General features: G+C 61.9%; 18 protein-coding genes. 13 read left to right on the forward strand and 5 right to left on the reverse strand.

Annotated features, from left to right (window positions below):
• Window positions 1-42 precede the first annotated feature (42 nt).
• Together AB8A50_RS01850 and AB8A50_RS01855 are read left to right on the forward strand one after the other, a co-directional pair.
• The gene (locus tag AB8A50_RS01850; RefSeq protein ID WP_439076562.1) at window positions 43-858 is read left to right on the forward strand and encodes an NAD-dependent epimerase/dehydratase family protein; all 816 of its coding nucleotides are present in this window, start codon (window positions 43-45) and stop codon (window positions 856-858) included.
• An 88-nt stretch (window positions 859-946) separates the two neighbouring features.
• A complete protein-coding gene (locus AB8A50_RS01855) occupies window positions 947-2,653 on the forward strand; it encodes an IlvD/Edd family dehydratase (protein ID WP_439076563.1) in 1,707 nt (568 codons plus the stop codon).
• Window positions 2,654-2,655: 2 nt separating this feature from the next.
• On the opposite strand, the gene AB8A50_RS01860 is transcribed toward AB8A50_RS01855, so the two are convergent.
• Window positions 2,656-3,567, reverse strand: a complete 912-nt coding sequence (locus AB8A50_RS01860) for a ribokinase (RefSeq protein ID WP_439076564.1) — start codon at window positions 3,565-3,567, stop codon at window positions 2,656-2,658.
• A 5-nt stretch (window positions 3,568-3,572) separates the two neighbouring features.
• A complete protein-coding gene (locus AB8A50_RS01865) occupies window positions 3,573-4,466 on the reverse strand; it encodes a sugar kinase (protein ID WP_439076565.1) in 894 nt (297 codons plus the stop codon).
• Between the two features lie 204 nt (window positions 4,467-4,670).
• Here AB8A50_RS01865 and AB8A50_RS01870 point away from each other — a divergent pair, with 204 nt between their 5' ends.
• The gene (locus AB8A50_RS01870) at window positions 4,671-5,516 is read left to right on the forward strand and encodes a VOC family protein (protein WP_439057888.1); all 846 of its coding nucleotides are present in this window, start codon (window positions 4,671-4,673) and stop codon (window positions 5,514-5,516) included.
• A gap of 6 nt (window positions 5,517-5,522) precedes the next feature.
• On the opposite strand, the gene AB8A50_RS01875 is transcribed toward AB8A50_RS01870, so the two are convergent.
• From AB8A50_RS01875 to AB8A50_RS01885, 3 genes are all read right to left on the reverse strand, one after another.
• Window positions 5,523-5,834 carry a HigA family addiction module antitoxin gene (locus AB8A50_RS01875; protein WP_089266955.1) on the reverse strand — a complete coding sequence of 104 codons (312 nt, stop codon included), beginning with the start codon at window positions 5,832-5,834 and terminating at the stop codon, window positions 5,523-5,525.
• 34 nt (window positions 5,835-5,868) lie between these two features.
• Window positions 5,869-6,144, reverse strand: coding sequence for a type II toxin-antitoxin system RelE/ParE family toxin (locus AB8A50_RS01880; protein WP_439076567.1), 276 nt, complete (start codon window positions 6,142-6,144; stop codon window positions 5,869-5,871).
• 88 nt (window positions 6,145-6,232) lie between these two features.
• The gene (locus AB8A50_RS01885) at window positions 6,233-6,994 is read right to left on the reverse strand and encodes a sulfite exporter TauE/SafE family protein (protein ID WP_439076568.1); all 762 of its coding nucleotides are present in this window, start codon (window positions 6,992-6,994) and stop codon (window positions 6,233-6,235) included.
• 231 nt (window positions 6,995-7,225) lie between these two features.
• Between AB8A50_RS01885 and AB8A50_RS01890 the strand changes: the two genes are divergently transcribed.
• The 10 genes from AB8A50_RS01890 (at window position 7,226) to AB8A50_RS01935 (ending at window position 17,969) form a co-directional block, all read left to right on the forward strand.
• A complete protein-coding gene (locus AB8A50_RS01890; RefSeq protein ID WP_439062636.1) occupies window positions 7,226-7,885 on the forward strand; it encodes a TetR/AcrR family transcriptional regulator in 660 nt (219 codons plus the stop codon).
• 194 nt (window positions 7,886-8,079) lie between these two features.
• Window positions 8,080-8,811, forward strand: coding sequence for an ABC transporter permease (locus AB8A50_RS01895; RefSeq protein WP_246297556.1), 732 nt, complete (start codon window positions 8,080-8,082; stop codon window positions 8,809-8,811).
• Between the two features lie 73 nt (window positions 8,812-8,884).
• Entirely contained in the window at window positions 8,885-9,877 is a 993-nt protein-coding gene (locus AB8A50_RS01900) for an ABC transporter substrate-binding protein (RefSeq protein WP_439076569.1), read from the forward strand.
• 71 nt (window positions 9,878-9,948) lie between these two features.
• The gene (locus tag AB8A50_RS01905) at window positions 9,949-10,779 is read left to right on the forward strand and encodes an ABC transporter ATP-binding protein (protein WP_439076570.1); all 831 of its coding nucleotides are present in this window, start codon (window positions 9,949-9,951) and stop codon (window positions 10,777-10,779) included.
• 11 nt (window positions 10,780-10,790) lie between these two features.
• Window positions 10,791-12,203, forward strand: coding sequence for a hypothetical protein (locus tag AB8A50_RS01910; RefSeq protein ID WP_439079903.1), 1,413 nt, complete (start codon window positions 10,791-10,793; stop codon window positions 12,201-12,203).
• 2 nt (window positions 12,204-12,205) lie between these two features.
• Entirely contained in the window at window positions 12,206-13,357 is a 1,152-nt protein-coding gene (locus AB8A50_RS01915; protein ID WP_089266960.1) for a Gfo/Idh/MocA family protein, read from the forward strand.
• An 8-nt stretch (window positions 13,358-13,365) separates the two neighbouring features.
• Window positions 13,366-14,565 (forward strand): dihydrodipicolinate synthase family protein, encoded by a 1,200-nt coding sequence (locus AB8A50_RS01920; protein ID WP_439057893.1) that lies wholly within the window; start codon window positions 13,366-13,368, stop codon window positions 14,563-14,565.
• A gap of 1 nt (window position 14,566) precedes the next feature.
• Window positions 14,567-15,430, forward strand: a complete 864-nt coding sequence (locus tag AB8A50_RS01925) for a sugar phosphate isomerase/epimerase family protein (protein WP_439076571.1) — start codon at window positions 14,567-14,569, stop codon at window positions 15,428-15,430.
• A gap of 633 nt (window positions 15,431-16,063) precedes the next feature.
• On the forward strand, window positions 16,064-16,771 hold the full coding sequence (locus AB8A50_RS01930; protein ID WP_439076572.1) for a TetR/AcrR family transcriptional regulator: 708 nt from the start codon (window positions 16,064-16,066) through the stop codon (window positions 16,769-16,771).
• Between the two features lies 1 nt (window position 16,772).
• Window positions 16,773-17,969 carry an efflux RND transporter periplasmic adaptor subunit gene (locus AB8A50_RS01935; protein ID WP_089266964.1) on the forward strand — a complete coding sequence of 399 codons (1,197 nt, stop codon included), beginning with the start codon at window positions 16,773-16,775 and terminating at the stop codon, window positions 17,967-17,969.
• Window positions 17,970-18,056: the final 87 nt, after the last annotated feature.

An 18,056-nucleotide genomic window follows, 5' to 3' on the forward strand; every position in this document is an offset into this window, starting at 1 on the left:
CGCCATACTTGTCTGACAACTGACAACATTACGAGGGACGGAATGAAGATCTTGATGACGGGCGCATCTGGCGGAATTGGCACGCGCTTGCGCGAATTGCTGCCGCCGATCTATCCGGACCTCGTGCTGAGCGATCTCACCACGCCACCGAATCTCAAGCCAAATGAAAACTTCAAGCAGGCTGATCTGGCCGATCTCGCCGCCGTCGAGGCGATCTGCGAAGGCGTCGATGGCATCCTGCATTTCGGCGGTTTCTCGGTGGAGGGGCCATGGGACACCATTCTGCAGGCCAATATCATCGGCGGTTACAATCTGTTCGAGGCAGCGCGCAAGAAGGGCGTCAAGCGCATTATCTTCGCGTCGTCCAATCACGCGGTCGGCTTCTATCCACGCCACAGCAAAATCCCGCCGGACGTTACGGCACGGCCGGACAGCCGCTACGGCGTCAGCAAGGTGTTCGGCGAGGCGGTGGGCTCGCTCTATGCCGACAAATACGGGCTGTCGGTGACATGCCTGCGGATCGGCAATTTCGGCGACAGGCCGCTTGATCAACGTCGGCTGTCGATTTGGCTCAAGCCCGAGGATCTGGTGCAGCTCTGCCAGATCGGGCTCGAACATCCCGCCATCCATTTCGAGGTGCTGTATGGCGCCTCCTATAACGAGCGTGCCTGGTGGGATAACTCCCGCGCCTATGAACTCGGCTATCGCCCGGTCGGCAAAGCCGAGGATCACCGCGAACACGCGATGGCGGAACAGGCGAAGATGAAACCCGATCCGGTCGGTGATTTCTATCAGGGCGGCGCATTTTGCAGCGCCGAATTCGCCGGCGATTTCAGCAAGGTGTGGGAGCCGAAATAGGGGCCCAGCCAGTCCGTCCCGCGCATTGACAAGAATTTTGGCGGCTTCATAAGAAGCATTCAAAACAAGCTTGGAATGGGAACGCGACATGGCCGACGGATTGCGCAAGGGGCTGACCAGTTACGGCGATGCCGGGTTCTCGCTGTTCCTGCGCAAGGCCTTCATCAAGGCCATGGGTTATTCCGACGATGCGCTGGACCGGCCCATCGTCGGTATCACCAACACCCATAGCGATTACAATCCCTGCCACGGCAATTCGCCCCAGATCATCGAGGCGGTGAAGCGCGGCGTGATGCTGGCTGGCGCGCTGCCGATGGTGTTTCCGACCATCTCGATCGGCGAAAGCTTCGCCCATCCGACCTCGATGTATCTGCGCAATCTGATGGCGATGGATACCGAGGAGATGATCAAGGCGCAGCCGATGGATGCAGTGGTGGTGATCGGCGGCTGCGACAAGACGCTGCCGGCGCAGATCATGGCGGCGCTGTCGGTCGATCTGCCGACGGTGGTGATCCCGGTCGGCCCAATGGTGGTCGGCCATCACAAGGGAGAAGTGCTCGGCGCCTGTACCGACTGCCGGCGCATGTGGGGCAAGTTCCGCGCCGGCGAGATCGACCAGCAGGAAATCGACGACGTCAATGCGCGCCTCGCGCCGTCGGTTGGCACATGCATGGTGATGGGCACGGCGTCGACCATGGCCTGCATCACCGAAGCCACGGGCCTGTCGCTGCCGATGAGCGCGACGATCCCGGCACCGCATGCCGAGCGCTTTCGCTCCGCCGAAGCCAGCGGCAAGGTTGCCGCGACGCTCGCCAAGAACAAGGGACCGAAGCCGAGCGAATTCCTGACGCCGGGCTCGTTCCGCAATGCGCAGGTCGTACTGCAGGCGATCGGCGGCTCGACCAACGGACTGATCCATCTCACGGCGATGGCCAACCGTACGCCGAACCGGATCGATCTCGCTGCTTTCGACGAGCTCGGCCGCGACGTGCCGGTGCTGGTCGATCTGAAGCCGTCCGGCGATCACTATATGGAGCACTTCCATCACGCGGGCGGCGTGCCGAAACTGATGGCGCAGCTCGGCGATCTCATCGATCTCGATGCGAAATCCGTCACCGGCGAGACATTGCGCGAGATCGTGGCGAATGCCGAAGAAGTGCCGGGCCAGGACGTGATCCGCTCGAAGGACAATCCGATCAAGCGCGAAGGCGGACTGGCGATCCTACACGGTAATCTGGCGCCGCGCAGCGCCGTCATCAAGCATTCCGCCGCGTCGCCCAAGCTGATGCAGCACACCGGCCGTGCCGTGGTGTTCGAATCCGTCGAGGACATGACGAACCGCGTCGACGATCCCGATCTCGACGTCAATGCCGATGACGTGCTGGTGCTGCGCAATGCCGGTCCCAAGGGCGCACCGGGCATGCCGGAGGCCGGCTATCTGCCAATCCCCATGAAGCTGGCGCGTGCCGGCGTGAAGGACATGGTGCGTATTTCAGACGCGCGCATGAGCGGTACAGCCTTCGGCACCATTGTGCTGCACATCACGCCGGAGAGCGCCGTGGGTGGCCCGCTGGCGCTTGTGAAGAACGGCGACATGATCCGTCTGGATGTGGCGAAACGGTCGATCGATCTGTTGGTCGACGATGCCGAGCTTGCGAAGCGCCAGGCTGCGCTCCCGCCAGCGCAGACGCCGGACTGGGCGAAGCGCGGCTATGCGCATCTGTTTCACACCACGATCCTGCAGGCCGATGACGGCTGCGATTTCGACTTCATGACGGCGAAGGGGAAGGGCTGACGCTAGCCGGCGGCCGCTGACACTTCTTCCGCGGTTGGCATCGACGGCCCGGCGCCCATCCGCTGTACGCAAAGCGCTGCGGCGCCATTAGCATAGCCAATGGCGCTCTGCAGTGAATGTCCATCCGCAAGCTTTGCGGCAACAGCCCCCACGAAACAGTCGCCGGCACCGGTGGTGTCAATGGCCTTCACGGGGCGGCCAGCCTCAAAATGTACATCTCCGTCGATCAGTGCGATCGTGCCGCGCTTGCCCAGCGTGACGCAGATGTTTGGCCGGTGATCGATTTGCAATGTCGATGCTGCATCGACAAATCGCGCATCGGGATCTGTTTCATGCAGCTCGTCACCTGCAAGCAGGCCGAGCTCACTTTCATTGAGGATCAAGACATCGACCAGAGCCATGAGCTCATGGTCGATCTGCATCGCCGGTGCCGGATTGAGAATCGTTATTGCACCGGATGCGCGCGCCCGCGTGAAGAAAGCCGTGATGGCCGGCAGCGGAATTTCAAACTGGCTGACGGCGACATCGCCTTTTCGAAATGCGGGCGCGGCGACATCGGCCGCATTGACCAACGCATTGGCGCCGGGAATGACGATGATGGTGTTCTCAGCTTTCGCAACGGTGATGATCGCTGTTCCCGTGCCGGCGCCAGCGACCTCACGCACGTAAGCGAGACCGACGCCCTGCATGGCCAGAAATGCCCTGGTGTCGCGGCCAAAGGCATCCGCGCCGGTACAGCCGATCAGTATGGTCGCTGCACCAAGTTTCGCCGCAGCAACGGCCTGATTGGCGCCCTTGCCACCGGGAAAATACAACACTTCGCGGCCTGCTACAGTCTCACCGATTGCCGGATGGCGGTCGGCTGTCGCGACCACGTCCATATTGATGCTGCCGGCGACGACAACCTGGCCCATGGTTGTCACACCTGCGCCCGATATTCCTCACGCACCGCCGCGATATCCGACAATGTCGGCAGTCCCGCTTCATTGCCAAGCCGCTGGATCTTGAAGGTCGATGCGGCCCGCGCGAATTTGAAATGCTCGGCCCAGCTATGGCCGGGATTGGCGAGGTACGAATAGACGTAAGCGCCGTGGAAAACATCGCCGGCGCCATTGGTATCGATCACCTTTTCGCGCGGGATCGGCAGCGCGGGCAGTGTGTGTACGGTGCTGGCCTCGTCATACCAGAGCAGGCCCTTCTCGCCGAGCGTGACGCCGCCGACGCGGCAGCCGCGGCTCTTGAGATAGTCGAGCATCTTCTCCGGCGTCAGATCCATCTGCTCGCACAGACGTTCGGCGACGATGGCGACGTCGATGAACTCAAGCAACTCATGGGTGTTGGTGCGCAATCCGCCGCCGTCGAGTGAGGTGAGGATGCCGGCCTCGCGGCAGAGCTTCGCGTAGTGGATCGCGGCATCGGGCTGATGGCCGTCGATATGCAGCGCGCGACAGGCGCCGAGATTGAGCAGCGGGAAGGGATGGATGTGTTCGTCGTCACGGCAGCGGACGATAGCACGCTTGCCGTCTTTCGGCATGATGAAGGACAGCGATGAACTCGCCACTTTGCGCGGATGGACCTCGATGGCGTATTTCGCCGACATGTCCATGAACATGCGGCCGAGCCAGTCATTGGCGACGGTGGCGATCAGATCGGGCACGATGCCCAGCTTGGCACAGCAGAAGGCGGCGGTGACCGCATTGCCGCCGAACGACACGGCATAGTCGGAGGCGACGTGTTTCTCGTCGCCGGTCGGCATATGGTCGGTGATGAACGTGACGTCGATATAGGTCTGTCCGATAAAGAGTGCCTTCATGAATCCGTCCGTCTCGCCTGAGGGATGGCTGCACCCGTCCGGAGACGGCGCATCAGTCAGCTTAACAGCGGTTGCGACGAGGTCACCACCGAAATTGTGCGATGCCGCAGGATGCCGCAGCCGGGCGGAGTCGGTTTTCAGCATTGCGGCTCGAAAACTGGCATAGTTCGATCACAACAACGCCACGAAGACGGGAGGGATGCGATGATCACCGGGCTGGATCACGTCGTCATTTTGCTGGAGGACCTGGAGGTGGGGATCGCCACCTATCAGACCCTGTTCGCCCGCGCGCCCGCCTGGCGCAGCACCAGCGACGGTGCGGCCATGGCGATCTTCACGGTGGCCAATATGTCGGTCGAGCTGATGGCGCCTGTCGGTCACGGCCCGGCCGCCGATCGCATCAGGGCCGTGCTGCCGGAGCAGGGCGCGACGCTGGCCAGCATCTGTTTCCGGACTGGCGATATCGCTGGGATGCATCGCCGGCTCGATCGCCTGGCGCTGAAGCCTGATCCCATCGCCGAGGTCGAGAGCAGGGATACCGAGACCGGCGCCACACTCTCCTGGAAGCGTACCCGTGCGGCGACGGACGCGACGCGCGGTGTCCGGCAATTCTTTCTCGAACTGTCCGACGAGCGTCCGGTGTCGCCCCCGGTGGGCGATGCGCCGTTCCTTGGCCTCGACCATATCGTTGTCGCTACGCAGGATCCGGAGCGCGCCGCTGCGCTCTATGGCGCGCGACTGGGCCTCGACATGGCACTGGATCGCTCCAATCCAGAGTGGGGCCATCTGATGTTCTTCCGCTGCGGCGATCTGATCGTCGAGGTCGTGCATCGCCCCGACGACAAGGCCGACAAGAATCGCGACAAGCTCTGGGGCATGACCTGGCGCGTCGCTGACGCGGATGCCGTCCGCGAGCGCTTGCTCGCCGCGCATGTCAACGTGTCGGAGGTGCGTAGTGGCCGCAAGCCGGGCACCCGTGTCGTCAGCCTGCGCGACGGCACCTGCGGAATTCCGACGCTGCTGATCGAGCGGACGGGGAAGGATGTGTGAGCGCCGTCAAGCGACCTTCAGCGTCTCGATCCCGCTGACGTCGACAGTCTGTTCGGCGTGCCATGTGTCATAGGCTGCCTGCATCCGCACCCAGATGCCGGCACCGTTGCCAAACAATTTGCCGATCCGGACCGCGACCTCGGGCGAGATCGGCTTCTTCTCTTCGAGGATGTCGTGCAGATGCTGGCGGGAAATGCCGAGCAGGCGGGCGATCTCGGTCTTGGATCGCTTGACGGCGGGGATCACGTCTTCGCGCAGCACGGCGCCTGGATGGGTCGGGCAGCGGGACGCGCTGCGCTTGGCATTTTGCTCAACCATCGTGGCTCTCCTTGATCCCCGGCGCGAAGCGCCCTTAGTGATACTGCTCGAAGTCGACACGAAGCGCATCGCCGGCCTCGAATTCGAATGTGATGCACCATGGTCCGTTGACGTGAACGGAATAACGCTGTGGTTTGCCGCGCAGTGGATGGAAGTTGAAGCCGGGCAGGTCCATCTCGGCCGGCAAGGTTGCGACGTCCAGCATGTCGAGCCGGCGGAGAATGCGGCCATGCATTTTTTTGTCAATCTTGGCTGACGTCTTCCTGCTCCAGAGCTCGTTCAGACCGGGATGTATGAAGGATCTGATCACAGGCGCCTCGACGGCTACGGATCGACTGCCTGATATGTAAGCTATTAGCTTACAATCCGTCAAGTGGTTTTTCCGCAGGCCGGGCGAACTACCGCCACAACACTGAACAGCCCTGCCACAGCAGCACCAGCGAGATCACAAACAGCAGCGCATAGGCGATGTTGTAGAACAATGCGGTGGGCGTATGTTTCACCAGCCAGATGCCCATGAAGTTCGCGATGATGGCCATCGGCAGCAGTGCCAGCGATGTCGCGAAATTGCCGGCGTGGAATTGGCCGAGTGCGAAATAGGGCACGATCTTTAGCGCATTGACCACGGCGAAGAAGATCGTCGTGGTCCCGACCAGCACCAGCTTCGGCAGCCGCTGCGGCAGCACATAGACCTGAAATGGTGGGCCGCCGGCTTGAGTCATGAAGGATGTGAAGCCCGATACCGCGCCCCAGAATACGCCGCCGGCCGGGCCCATGCGGGTCGGTTCGATCCTGGCGCGCTTCCGCCAGACGTCGATCACGAAGATGAGGCCGATCAAACCGACGGTGATGCGAACGGCATTGTCGGAAATATAGGAGGCGAGCAGCCACGCCAGCGTCATGCCGGCGACCGCGCCCGGCAACATGATCTTCAGATTCGAGGCGTCCCATTCGCGGCGATAGACATAGATCGAGATCAGGTCCTGCGTGATCAGCACCGGCAGCAGCAAGGCGGCCGCTTCCAGCGGTGGCAGATACAGCGCCAGTAGCGGCGTGGCGGCAATGCCGACGCCGGAGAAGCCGCCTTTGGAGAGGCCAAGAAAAATCACCGCCGGAATGGCGACGGCGTAGAAGAACGGGTCTGTGATGATGGCAGGCACAAGCAGGTCCGGTTGGGGCAGGGCAGTGATAGCGACGGCACCTGCAAAAGGCGATGCCCGTTTGCGCATATGGCCCGGAACATGCTTTGTTCTCAAGCGGGCAAACGCATGCTACACGCGATAGACGTGCGGCTGTTGGGTCATTCCGCTGAGCGACGGGATCCGGGTTTGGCAAAAACAACTAAAAAAGCGCCGAAGAAAGCATTGAAGTGGCAGCGTGACCCGGAAGGGATGCGTCTGCGCATTCTCGAGGCTGCCAAGAAGGAATTCGCGAGCAAGGGCCTCGCCGGTGCGCGCGTCGATCGCATCGCTGCGCAGGCCGGCGCCAACAAACGCATGCTCTACTATCACGTCGGCAACAAGGATGCGCTCTATCTTGCGGTACTCGAAGGTGCCTATGAGCAGATCCGCGCCGAAGAACGCACGCTCGATCTCGAACATCTCGATCCGCCTGAGGCCATCGAGAGCCTGATCGCCTTCACCTGGAACTACTTTATCCGCAACCCGGAATTCCTCGCGCTGCTCAACACCGAGAATCTGGAGCGCGCGAAGCACATCAAGCGTTCCACGAAGGTGAAGTCGATGCATTCGCCCTTCGTGGAGATGATCCGCACAGTGGTGTTGCGCGGCGTCGCGTCAGGCGATTTCAAGGTCGCGATGGATCCGGTGCAGCTCTACATTTCCATCGCCGCGCTGAGCTTTTTCTATATCGGCAACAACGCCACGCTCAGCGTGATTTTCGGCCGGGATCTCCTGGCGAAGGAGGCGAGGGACGAGCGGCTGGCCCATATGGTGGCACTCGTCCTGGCGGCGCTCACCGGGCGTTCGGTCGCCGAATTCCAGTTGCCCCCGGCATCGGTTGTCCACACCCCGACGCGCCAAAGCGCCTGAAATCATTGTGTAATTCTCGCTAGTTAAGCGCCCAATTGACAACGGCGAAGCCATGCGCTGTATTTATCCAACGAGTTAAATGCGACCGCGAAGCCGGCATCTGGGAGACGAGACGCGTGAGTGAGAAGAAAGCACCCGGCAGTGTATCGAAGCTGCTGAACGCCTCATGGCTGCGCCCATTCCTGTTGCTGGTGATGATCGTTGTCGGCTGGGATCTCGCGATCCGCATCTTCAACATTCCTGCCTATCAGATCCCTGCGCCCGGCGACGTCGTGAAGGTGCTCTACACCGATTGGCCCGAGCTGCTCGCGCAGTCAGGGCCCACGACTTACGCCACGCTGCTCGGCTTTCTCGCTTCGGCCGTGTTCGGCATCCCGATTGCCATGCTGATCGCCGGTTCGCGGACCGTCGAGAGCTATGTCTATCCGCTGCTGGTGTTCTCGCAGTCGATTCCGAAAGTCGCCATCGCGCCCTTGTTCGTGGTGTGGTTCGGCTTCGGCATCGTGCCGAAGATCATTGCAGCCTTCCTGCTTGGCTTCTTTCCGGTCGTCGTGTCGGCGGTGCAGGGCTTCAAGTCGGTCGATCCCGACATGGTCGATCTTGCCCGCGCCATGAAGGGCAGCCGCTTGCGTGTATTTTGCGCGGTGAACCTGCCGCACGCACTGCCGGCGATCTTCTCCGGTCTCAAGGTGTCCGTCACGCTCGCCGTCGTCGGCGCGGTGGTTGGCGAATTCGTCGGCTCCAATTCCGGCATCGGCTATGTGCTGCAGCGCTCGATCGGCACCTTTGATCTGCCGACGATGTTTGCGGCTCTCGTGATCCTCGCGCTGCTCGGCGTCATTCTGTTCTGGCTGGTCGATCGTATCGAACGTTTTGCGATTCCCTGGCACGTCAGCCAGCGCGCGGATGTCTTCATCGGGTCCTGATAGGGACCTGCAATTCCAAACAAGCGGTCCGGCGAAACGGGCCGCGATCACCTGCTTCAATGGGAGGCTAAAAATGCTGAAATGGGTTACTGCTGTTTCGACTGCCGCGATCACTGTCACGCTCGCACTCGCCACGCCGGCGGCTGCCGCCGACAAGGTGACGTTGATGCTCAACTGGTATGTCTATGGTGAGCATTCGCCGTTCTATTACGGCAAGGCCAAGGGCATCTATGAAGCCGAAGGCATCGATCTCGACATTCAGGAAGGCCGCGGTTCGGCTGCCACCGTGCAGGCCGTCGCCGCGAAGAGCGTGAACTTCGGCTATGTCGACGTTCCCACCATGATGCGCGCGGCCGTGAAGGGCGCCCCGGTGATCGCCACCGGCGTGCTGCTGCAGACCTCGGCCATGTCGGTGATGGGCTTCGTCGACAAGAACATCAGGAAGCCGGACGACATCAAGGGCAAGACCGTGGCGATCACGCCGGCGGATTCCATGACCCAGATCTGGCCGCTGTTCCTCAAGAAGGCGGGCCTCAAGGAATCCGATTTCAAGACCGTCGCCGGCGACGGACAGACCAAGCTCAACGCCGTCATCAACGGCCAGGCTGATCTGCTGCTCGGCTACGTCATGGACCAGTCCATGAAGATCAAGGATGCCACCGGCAAGGATGTGTATCCGATCAAGTTCGCCGATTACGGCATTCATCTGGTGTCGTCGGGCATCATCACCAATACCGACTATGCCAAGGCCAATCCGGATCTCGTGAAGCGCTTCATGTCGGCCACCACCAAGGCGGTCGAAGCTGCGTCGAAGGAGCCGAAGGCTGCCGCGCAGTCGATCCTCGATGCCAACCCGAAGGGCGGCAAGATCGAGACCCTGACCCAGGGCTTCGAGCTCACCATCCCGCTCTACACCACGCCGGAAACCAAGGGTAAGCGCCCGTTCCAGGTCACCGATCAGAACATGAAGGAATCGGTGGAGCTGATGGTCGAATACGGCGGTCTGGAAGCCAAGGCCAAGGACAATCCGAAGGCCTTCTACACCAACGAATATCTGCCGAAGTAACCGACCCGGTTATCTCGACCGAACCGACGAAACGAACAGGACTAGCCGTAATGACTGCAGCGATGAGGACCATGAGCGTCGATCAACCGAGTGCGCATCTTCGCGTCGTATCCGAGCAGTCCGCACCATCGAAGGCGTCGGGGATCAATCTCTCCGGCGTCTCCAAAACCTACGGGACCGGCGACGGCCAGGTGCAGTCGCTGCGTCCCCTGGACTTCCACATCAACGACGGCGAGTTCTTCGTCGTGGTCGGTCCATCCGGCTGCGGCAAGTCCACACTGCTCAAACTGATCTCGGGCCTTCTTGCGCCGACATCTGGCGAAATCCACGTTGACGGCAACAAGGTCACCGAACCCCATGGCGATGTCGGTATCGTGTTCCAGAATGCGCTGCTGCTGCCGTGGCGGAACATCATCAACAACGTGTTGATGCCCATCGACATGAAGAACCTGTCGCGCGAGAAATATATCCCGCGCGCGAAAGAGCTTTTGAAGATGGTTGGCCTCGAAGGCTTCGAGAAGAAGCTGCCGTGGCAGCTGTCCGGCGGCATGCAACAGCGCGCCTCGATCTGCCGTGCGCTGGTGCACGATCCCAAAATCATGATGATGGACGAGCCGTTCGGCGCGCTCGACGCCATGACGCGCGAGAAGATGAATGTCGAGCTGTCGCGCATCCAGCGCACCACCGGCAAGACGATTCTCCTCATCACCCATTCGATCCCGGAAGCGGTGTTCCTTGCCGACAAGGTGCTGGTCATGACCGAGCGCCCCGGCGGTATCTCCGCAATCTATGACGTGCCGCTCAGCCGCGAGCGCACGCTCGATGCGATGTCGAACCCGATCTTCACCGACCTGGTCGCGCGCATCCGCAAGCACTTCATGACCAACAGCACGCTGGACTAAGGCCCATGTCCATGTCGACACGGATCGCCTTGCGAGACATTACGCTGTTCGAGCGCCACGTGGCATTCGTGCGGCCGTTTCGCTTTGGCGCCGTGACGGTCAATGCCGCGCCGCAGGCTTTCGTGCGGGTCGAGCTGGAGGTCGAAGGCAAAGGCGTGTTCGTCGGTGCCTCAGCCGAGCTGATGGTGCCGAAGTGGTTCGACAAGCGGCCGCATCTCGCCATCGATGACACCGTGAACGAACTGCGGCAGTCGCTGGCAATCGCGAAAGAGCTCTATCGCGCGCAATCGGGCTTCATCTCTGCCTTCGGTCTGCATGCGGCCTGCATCGGCGACCAGATGACGGCTTGCGCCGAACTGGACATTCCACCGCTTGCCGCCGCGTTCGGACCGGCGGAAATCGACAAGGGTGTGCTCGACGCACTGCTGCGTGGCTTGGGCACGGATTTCTTCACGGGCATGAAGGCCAACGTCGCCGGTCTTACCGCGCGTCTGGCGCCCGATCTCGGCGCCGACGACATCGCGACGTTCCTCGCCAGCCGTCACCGGCTTGAGCGCGTCGCGCTGCGCCACACTGTCGGCCTCGATGATGTGATCGAAGGCGAGGGCGGTGTCGCCGACCCCCGTGAGAATAGCGGCGCGCGTTACTTTAAGCTGAAGATGAACGGCGATCCCGCGGCGGACGCCGCACGTTTGACCCGGATCGGCAACGCGCTGACGAAGCTGCCTTACGATTATCAGGTGACGCTCGACGCCAACGAGCAATATGCCGATCTCAACGCGCTCGGCGCGCTGGTCGATCGTCTCGACAATGACCGCGCATTGGCGCCGATTGCATCCAGGCTACTTTACATCGAACAGCCGATGCCGCGCGACATCACGCGCGAGTCGCCGCTCGGCAATTTGTCGTCGCGCAATTTCATCATTGATGAAGCTGACGACAATTGGGATGCATTCCCCGCCGCCAAGGCGCTGGGCTATCGCGGCATTTCCTCGAAATCCTGCAAGGGCTTCTACAAGTCGATTGCGAATGCGACTCGCGCTGCGGCGTGGAGCGCGCAGGGCGTCGAGCATTTTATCACCGGCGAGGATCTTACCTGTCAGGCCGGGCTCGGCGTGCAGCAGGATCTGGCGCTTGGTGCGCTGATTGGCGTCACCCATGCCGAACGCAACGGCCATCACTACGTCGATGGTTTCGGCACTGCACCAGCGGAGGAGGCCGAGGCCTTCCTGACGGCGCATCCCGATCTCTACCGCCGCGATGGCGATATCGTCCGTCTGTCGATTCACGACGGCGATCTTCTTACGGGATCGCTGACCTCTGCCGGATTTGCATCCGGCGCACATCCGGACTGGTCGGTGCTGTCGCCGCTCCAGCTCGCTTCATCCGATCATTCTCAAACTAAAGTTCTCCAGGAGTCCTGACTATGGCTGTCCACCGCCTCGGCATCATCATGAACGGCATCACCGGCCGTATGGGTCTCAACCAGCATCTCGTGCGCTCGATCGTCGCGATCCGTGCGCAGGGCGGCGTGACCCTGAAGAACGGCGACCGCATGATGCCGGATCCGATCCTGGTCGGTCGCAATGCCGAGAAGATCGAAGGCCTCGCCAAGAAGTACGGCATCGAGCGCTGGACCACTGATCTCGACAAGGCTTTCGCCGACAAGAACGACAGCATCTTCTTCGACGCAGCGACCACCCAGGCACGCCCGGGTCTGCTCAACCGCGCCATCGAGGCCGGCAAGCATATCTATTGCGAGAAGCCCATCGCGACCAATCTCGAAGCCGCGCTCGACGTCATCAAGAAGGCCAACGCCAAGGGTCTCAAGCACGGCACCGTGCAGGACAAATTGTTCCTGCCCGGTCTGAAGAAGCTTGCGATGCTCCGTGACTCTGGCTTCTTCGGCAAGATGCTCTCGGTACGCGGCGAGTTCGGCTACTGGGTGTTCGAAGGCGATTGGCAAGAAGCCCAGCGCCCGTCCTGGAACTACCGCGCTGAAGACGGCGGCGGCATGATCCTTGATATGGTCTGCCACTGGCGTTACGTGCTCGACAACCTGTTCGGCGAAGTCGAGAGCCTGACCTGCCTCGGCACCACCGACATTCCGGCGCGCTGGGACGAGCAAGGCAAGAAGTACACGGCAACTGCCGACGACTCGGCCTATGCGACCTTCAAGCTGAAGGGCGGCGTCATCGCCCATATGAACATGTCCTGGGCGACGCGCGTCTATCGCGATGATCTCGTGACCTTCCAGGTCGACGGCACCCACGGTTCGGCCGTGGCCGGTCTCACCGAGTGCATGATCCAGGCCCGTCAGGCGACGCCGCGCCCGATCTGGAATCCCGACGAGAAGCGGACCCACGATTTCTATGCCGACTGGCAGAAGGTTCCGGACAACGCCGTCTACGACAACGGCTTCAAGGAGCAGTGGGAAATGTTCATCCGTCACGTCTGTGAGGATGCGCCCTACAAGTACACGCTGCTCGAAGGTGCCAAGGGCGTGCAACTCGTCGAATGCGCGCTGGAAAGCTGGAAGGAGCGCCGCTGGATCGACGTTCCCACACTCAAGGTCTGAGGTCCGCCATGAACAAGCCAGTCATGCCCACGTCGACTGCGTCGTCGCTGTCGCTGAAGCTGCCGAAGGCCGATCGTTCGATCGAGACCTATCGTCTCGCAGCGTCGCGCACGTTTCCGGCCAAGCTGGAAGGCACGCTGAACCGCATCGCCTTCTCTGCGGCGCATATCGTCGCCGACCCGCTGGCGGAGTGCGATCCGTGGCTCAATCAGACCATCGATTGGGACCGCACCATCGCATTTCGTGAACACGTCTGGGATCTCGGTCTCGGCGTCGCAGAAGCGATGGACACCGCTCAGCGCGGCATGGGTATGGACTGGCCGACCTCGCTCGAACTCATCACGCGCTCTGTCGCGGCGGCCAAGCCGCGCGGCGCGCTGGTGTTCTCCGGCGCCGGCACCGATCACCTCGCGGTGGAAGATGCCAAGTCGATCGACGACGTGATCAAGGCCTATGAACAGCAGTTCGAAGCGATCGAGAAGGTCGGCGGCCGCATCATCCTGATGGCGTCGCGTGCGCTGGCCAAGCTCGGCAAGAGCGCCGAGGATTACGGCCGCGTCTATGACCGCATCCTGTCGCAGTCGGCGCAGCCCGTCATCATCCACTGGCTCGGCGACATGTTCGATCCGGCACTGGCGAATTACTGGGGCACGTCCAGCCTCGACACAGCGATGGATATCGCGGTGGACGTCATCAACCGCAACGCCGCCAAGGTCGATGGCGTCAAGGTCTCGCTGCTCGATGCACAGCGCGAGATCGACATGCGTCGTCGCCTTGACCCCAAGGTCAAGATGTATACCGGCGACGACTTCAACTATGCCGAATTGATCGCCGGCGACGACAAGGGCTTCTCCCATGCGCTGCTCGGCATCTTCGACGCCATCGCGCCGGCGGCATCCTATGCGCTGTCGCGTCTCGCGGCCGGTGACGAGGCCGGCTTCCACGACGTACTTGGTCCCACGGTGCCGCTGTCGCGTCACATCTTCAAGGCGCCGACCCGGTTCTACAAGACGGGCATCGTGTTCATGGCCTATCTCAACGGCCATCAGGATCACTTCACCATGATCGGCGGTCAGGAGAGCACGCGCTCGACCCAGCATCTCGCCGAACTGTTCCGTCTCGCCGACAAGGCCGGTCTTTTGGCCAATCCCGAACTGGCGACGCAGCGCATGAAGGCGATCATGGCCACCCGTGGGATCGAAGCCTGAGATGCGTGACTTTTCCAACGACCATCGCTGGCTGTCGCTGAACACGGCGACAGTCCGCAAGCAGGGCGACTTCGTCGCCATCGCCGAGGCCTGTGCACGTCACAAGATCCGCGGCGTCTCGCCGTGGCGCGATCAGGTGGCCACCGTCGGTCTGGACAAGGCCGTGAAGGCCGTGCGGGATCACGACCTCGAACTGTCCGGCTATTGCCGCGGCGGCATGTTCGTCTCGGACGAAGCCCATCGCCAGCAGCAGCGCGACGATAACCGCCGCTGTGTCGACGAGGCCGTGGCACTTGGTTCGCCGTGCATCGTGCTCGTGGTCGGTGGGTTGCCGCAATATTCGCGGCCAGGCAGTGCGCCCTCGAAGAACATCATCAATGCGCGCGCGCAGGTCGATGATGGCATCGCCGAGATGATGGAATACGCCCGGCAGGCGAAGATGCCGCTGGCCATCGAGCCGCTGCATCCGGCTTATGCGGCCGACCGAGCCTGCGTGAACACCACCGAACAGGCGCTCGACATCTGCGACCGTCTCGATCCCAACCGTACCGGCATGCTCGGCGTCGCCCTCGACGTCTATCACATCTGGTGGGACCCCGAACTGCATGCCCAGATCGCGCGGGCAGGGCAGGATCGTCTGCTCGCATTTCACGTCTGCGACTGGCTGGTCCCGACCAAGGACATCCTCAACGACCGCGGCATGATGGGCGACGGTGTCATCGATATCAAATCCGCCCGCGCGGCTGTCGAGGCGCAGGGCTTCGCCGGTTACTCCGAGATCGAGATCTTCTCGGAGAACTGGTGGAGCAAGTCGATGGATGAGGTGATGACGACCTGCATCGAGCGGCATAAAACGGTGGTGTAGAGCACGGTGTGGTGCCGAAACGCACGAAGCTCTCAATTGTCATTCCGGGACGCGCTCTTGCGCGGGCCGGAATGACAATTGAGAGGGTAGAGCTTAAACATTTTTTCCTATATATATTGATAATATACCTAGAAGGATTGTCCTCCGCTCATCCGGTTCGCGAGGTGGAGCTGGGATTGCGGCGCCCGCGGGCGGCGAGGGGACGTACCTCGCGCACTCGGGAGGCCTTGGGTAGCCGTCCGGGCCCATTACGGGGCTCTGCCGGAAACGGCTGGACTGGGACAGGCAAAAGCGGGGAAACCTGCCGGCGCCACGTCCCAGGAAGCACGGCCCGTGGACAGAAATCGCCCCTAGCAGTCGCAGACTGCGTAAACTTGTCTGCGGTGTGGCGCGCCGTGAGGCGTGCGCGGTTGCAGCTTACCGGCGTTCCGGTGGAGCGGATCGCGATAAAAATCACCCTTTGCGCCTCACGGCGCGCTGCCACCCCTCATCTTGAGGGGACCGCATAGCTCGGGCGCATTGGCGTCGCGAGAATGCAACACTGTGGCGGCCAGATACCACCTGCAGTCATTCTCCTGACGCGGCGCACCATTTTGTTGACAGAAACCTGGGTGAGTGCTTACTCACGACGCTATGAGCACACTTCGAATGACCCATGACCTCAGGCGCGAGCTGATCCTCAGCGCGGCGAAGCGATGCTTTGCGCGCAATGGATTTGCCGGCACCACGACCAAGAGCGTGGCGGCTGCAGCGTCGATTTCGGAAGGCTTGCTGTTCAAGCACTTCCCGACCAAGTCGGCGCTCTATGCCGAGATCCTGGCGGAGGAATGCGAAGCCGACCCCGGACTGAACAAGCTTCTCGGTCTGCCGCCGTCGACCGAGACGCTGGTGATTCTGATTCGCGGCATGGTCAGACATTTCCTCGACATTCCGCGCGATCCCGATCCCGATCATGAAGAGGCGCAGCGCCTGCGGCTAATGGTCATCAGCCAGTTGCAGGACGGCGAATTCGCCCGGCTGCTGTTTGACAAGATCGGCGAACTGATTGGCCCGACCTTTACAGCGTCACTTGAACACGCTGTCCGGACAAACGACGCGGTTCGGATCGGAAAAGAGCCGATGGGGCTTTTCTGGTTTGCGCACAACACCGCGATGATGGCGGCATTATCGCGCCTTCCCTCGGTTCCCTGTTTGCCTTATGCCAGCACCGCCGACAACGAGCGGCAACTTTGTGAGTTTATTCTCCGCGGTATCGGACTGAAAGACACGGCGATCGCGACGTATATCGATCGCGAGCTTCCGGCGTACCTGGTGCCAGCGACTACGACAGAAAGCGCATGACATGACACTCACGACCGAACCCAACAGCACTACGGCGCCGCGTGCGACTGTCGAGAAGCCCCGTCCGCGTCCGCGGATGGTGCGTTGGTTCATCATCGTCGGCATCCTGCTGGCGATCCTGGTGGGCGGCCTGGTGGGCTTCAACGCGTTCCGCGCCCACATGATCAAGCAGTTCTTCGCCACCATGAAGCCGCCGCCGACTGTGGTGAGTGTTGCGGATGCCAAGTCCGAAGTGGTGCCCAACCTGATCAGCGCCGTCGGCGATCTCGCCGCTGTGCATCAGGTCAACGTCACCTCCGACGTCAACGGCCGCATTACCGACATCCAGTTCACCGCGGGCGCGACCGTCAAGGCCGGCCAGCCGCTGGTGCAACTGTTCGATGGACCGGACCAGGGCGACCTCGCCAACTTCAAGGCGGCTGCCACCGTGGCGCGCATCAATCTCGACCGCGCCAAACAGCTCGCCGAGCGTCAGGTTGGTCCGCAGGCCACCGTCGACACCACGCAGGCGGCGTATGATCAGGCGCAGGCCAATATCGCCAAGACCGAAGCGGTGATTTCGCAGAAGCAGGTGCGCGCGCCGTTCGACGGCGTGCTCGGCACGCGTCGGGTCGAGGTCGGCCAGTACCTGACGGCCGGCACGCAGATCGTGTCGCTCACTGATCTGTCCGCCGTCTACAACAACTTCACGGTCACGGAAAAAGACTCCGGCAAGCTGCAGGTCGGTCAGGCTGTGCGCATTTCGGTGGACGCTTATCCGGGCCGCAAGTTCGAGGGCAAGATCACCACGATCGAGCCGCAGATCAGCGCGGATACGCGCAACATTCGTGTTCAGGCGACGCTGCAGAATCCGGAAGGCATTCTGAAGCCGGGCATGTTCGCGACCACGACCGTCGTGCTGCCGGACAAACCGGCTGTGATCACCGTGCCGGAAACCGCAGTCGACTACACGCTCTATGGTGACTCGGTTTACCTGATCACCGAAAAGAAGACCGACGATGGCAAGACCGAGCTCTCGGCGGTGCGTACCTTCGTGCGCACTGGCGATCGCATCGATGGCCGTGCGGTGATCACGCAGGGCCTGAAAGCCGGCGATCGCGTCGTGGCGGTCGGACAGCTCAAGTTGCAGTCCGGCGCGCTGGTGTCGATCTCGACCGATCCATTGCCGCAGATTCCGGCGAAGCCGCCGCTGAACTGAAACCCGATGGACGGGCCGCGACATGCGGTCCGTCCCGGTTCATCTGAATGAATTTTCTCGCATCGTCGCGCGGCCTGTGATGGCTGG

This window comes from Tardiphaga sp. 841_E9_N1_2, from assembly GCF_051811065.1.
In the GTDB taxonomy this organism is placed as follows: domain Bacteria; phylum Pseudomonadota; class Alphaproteobacteria; order Rhizobiales; family Xanthobacteraceae; genus Tardiphaga; species Tardiphaga robiniae.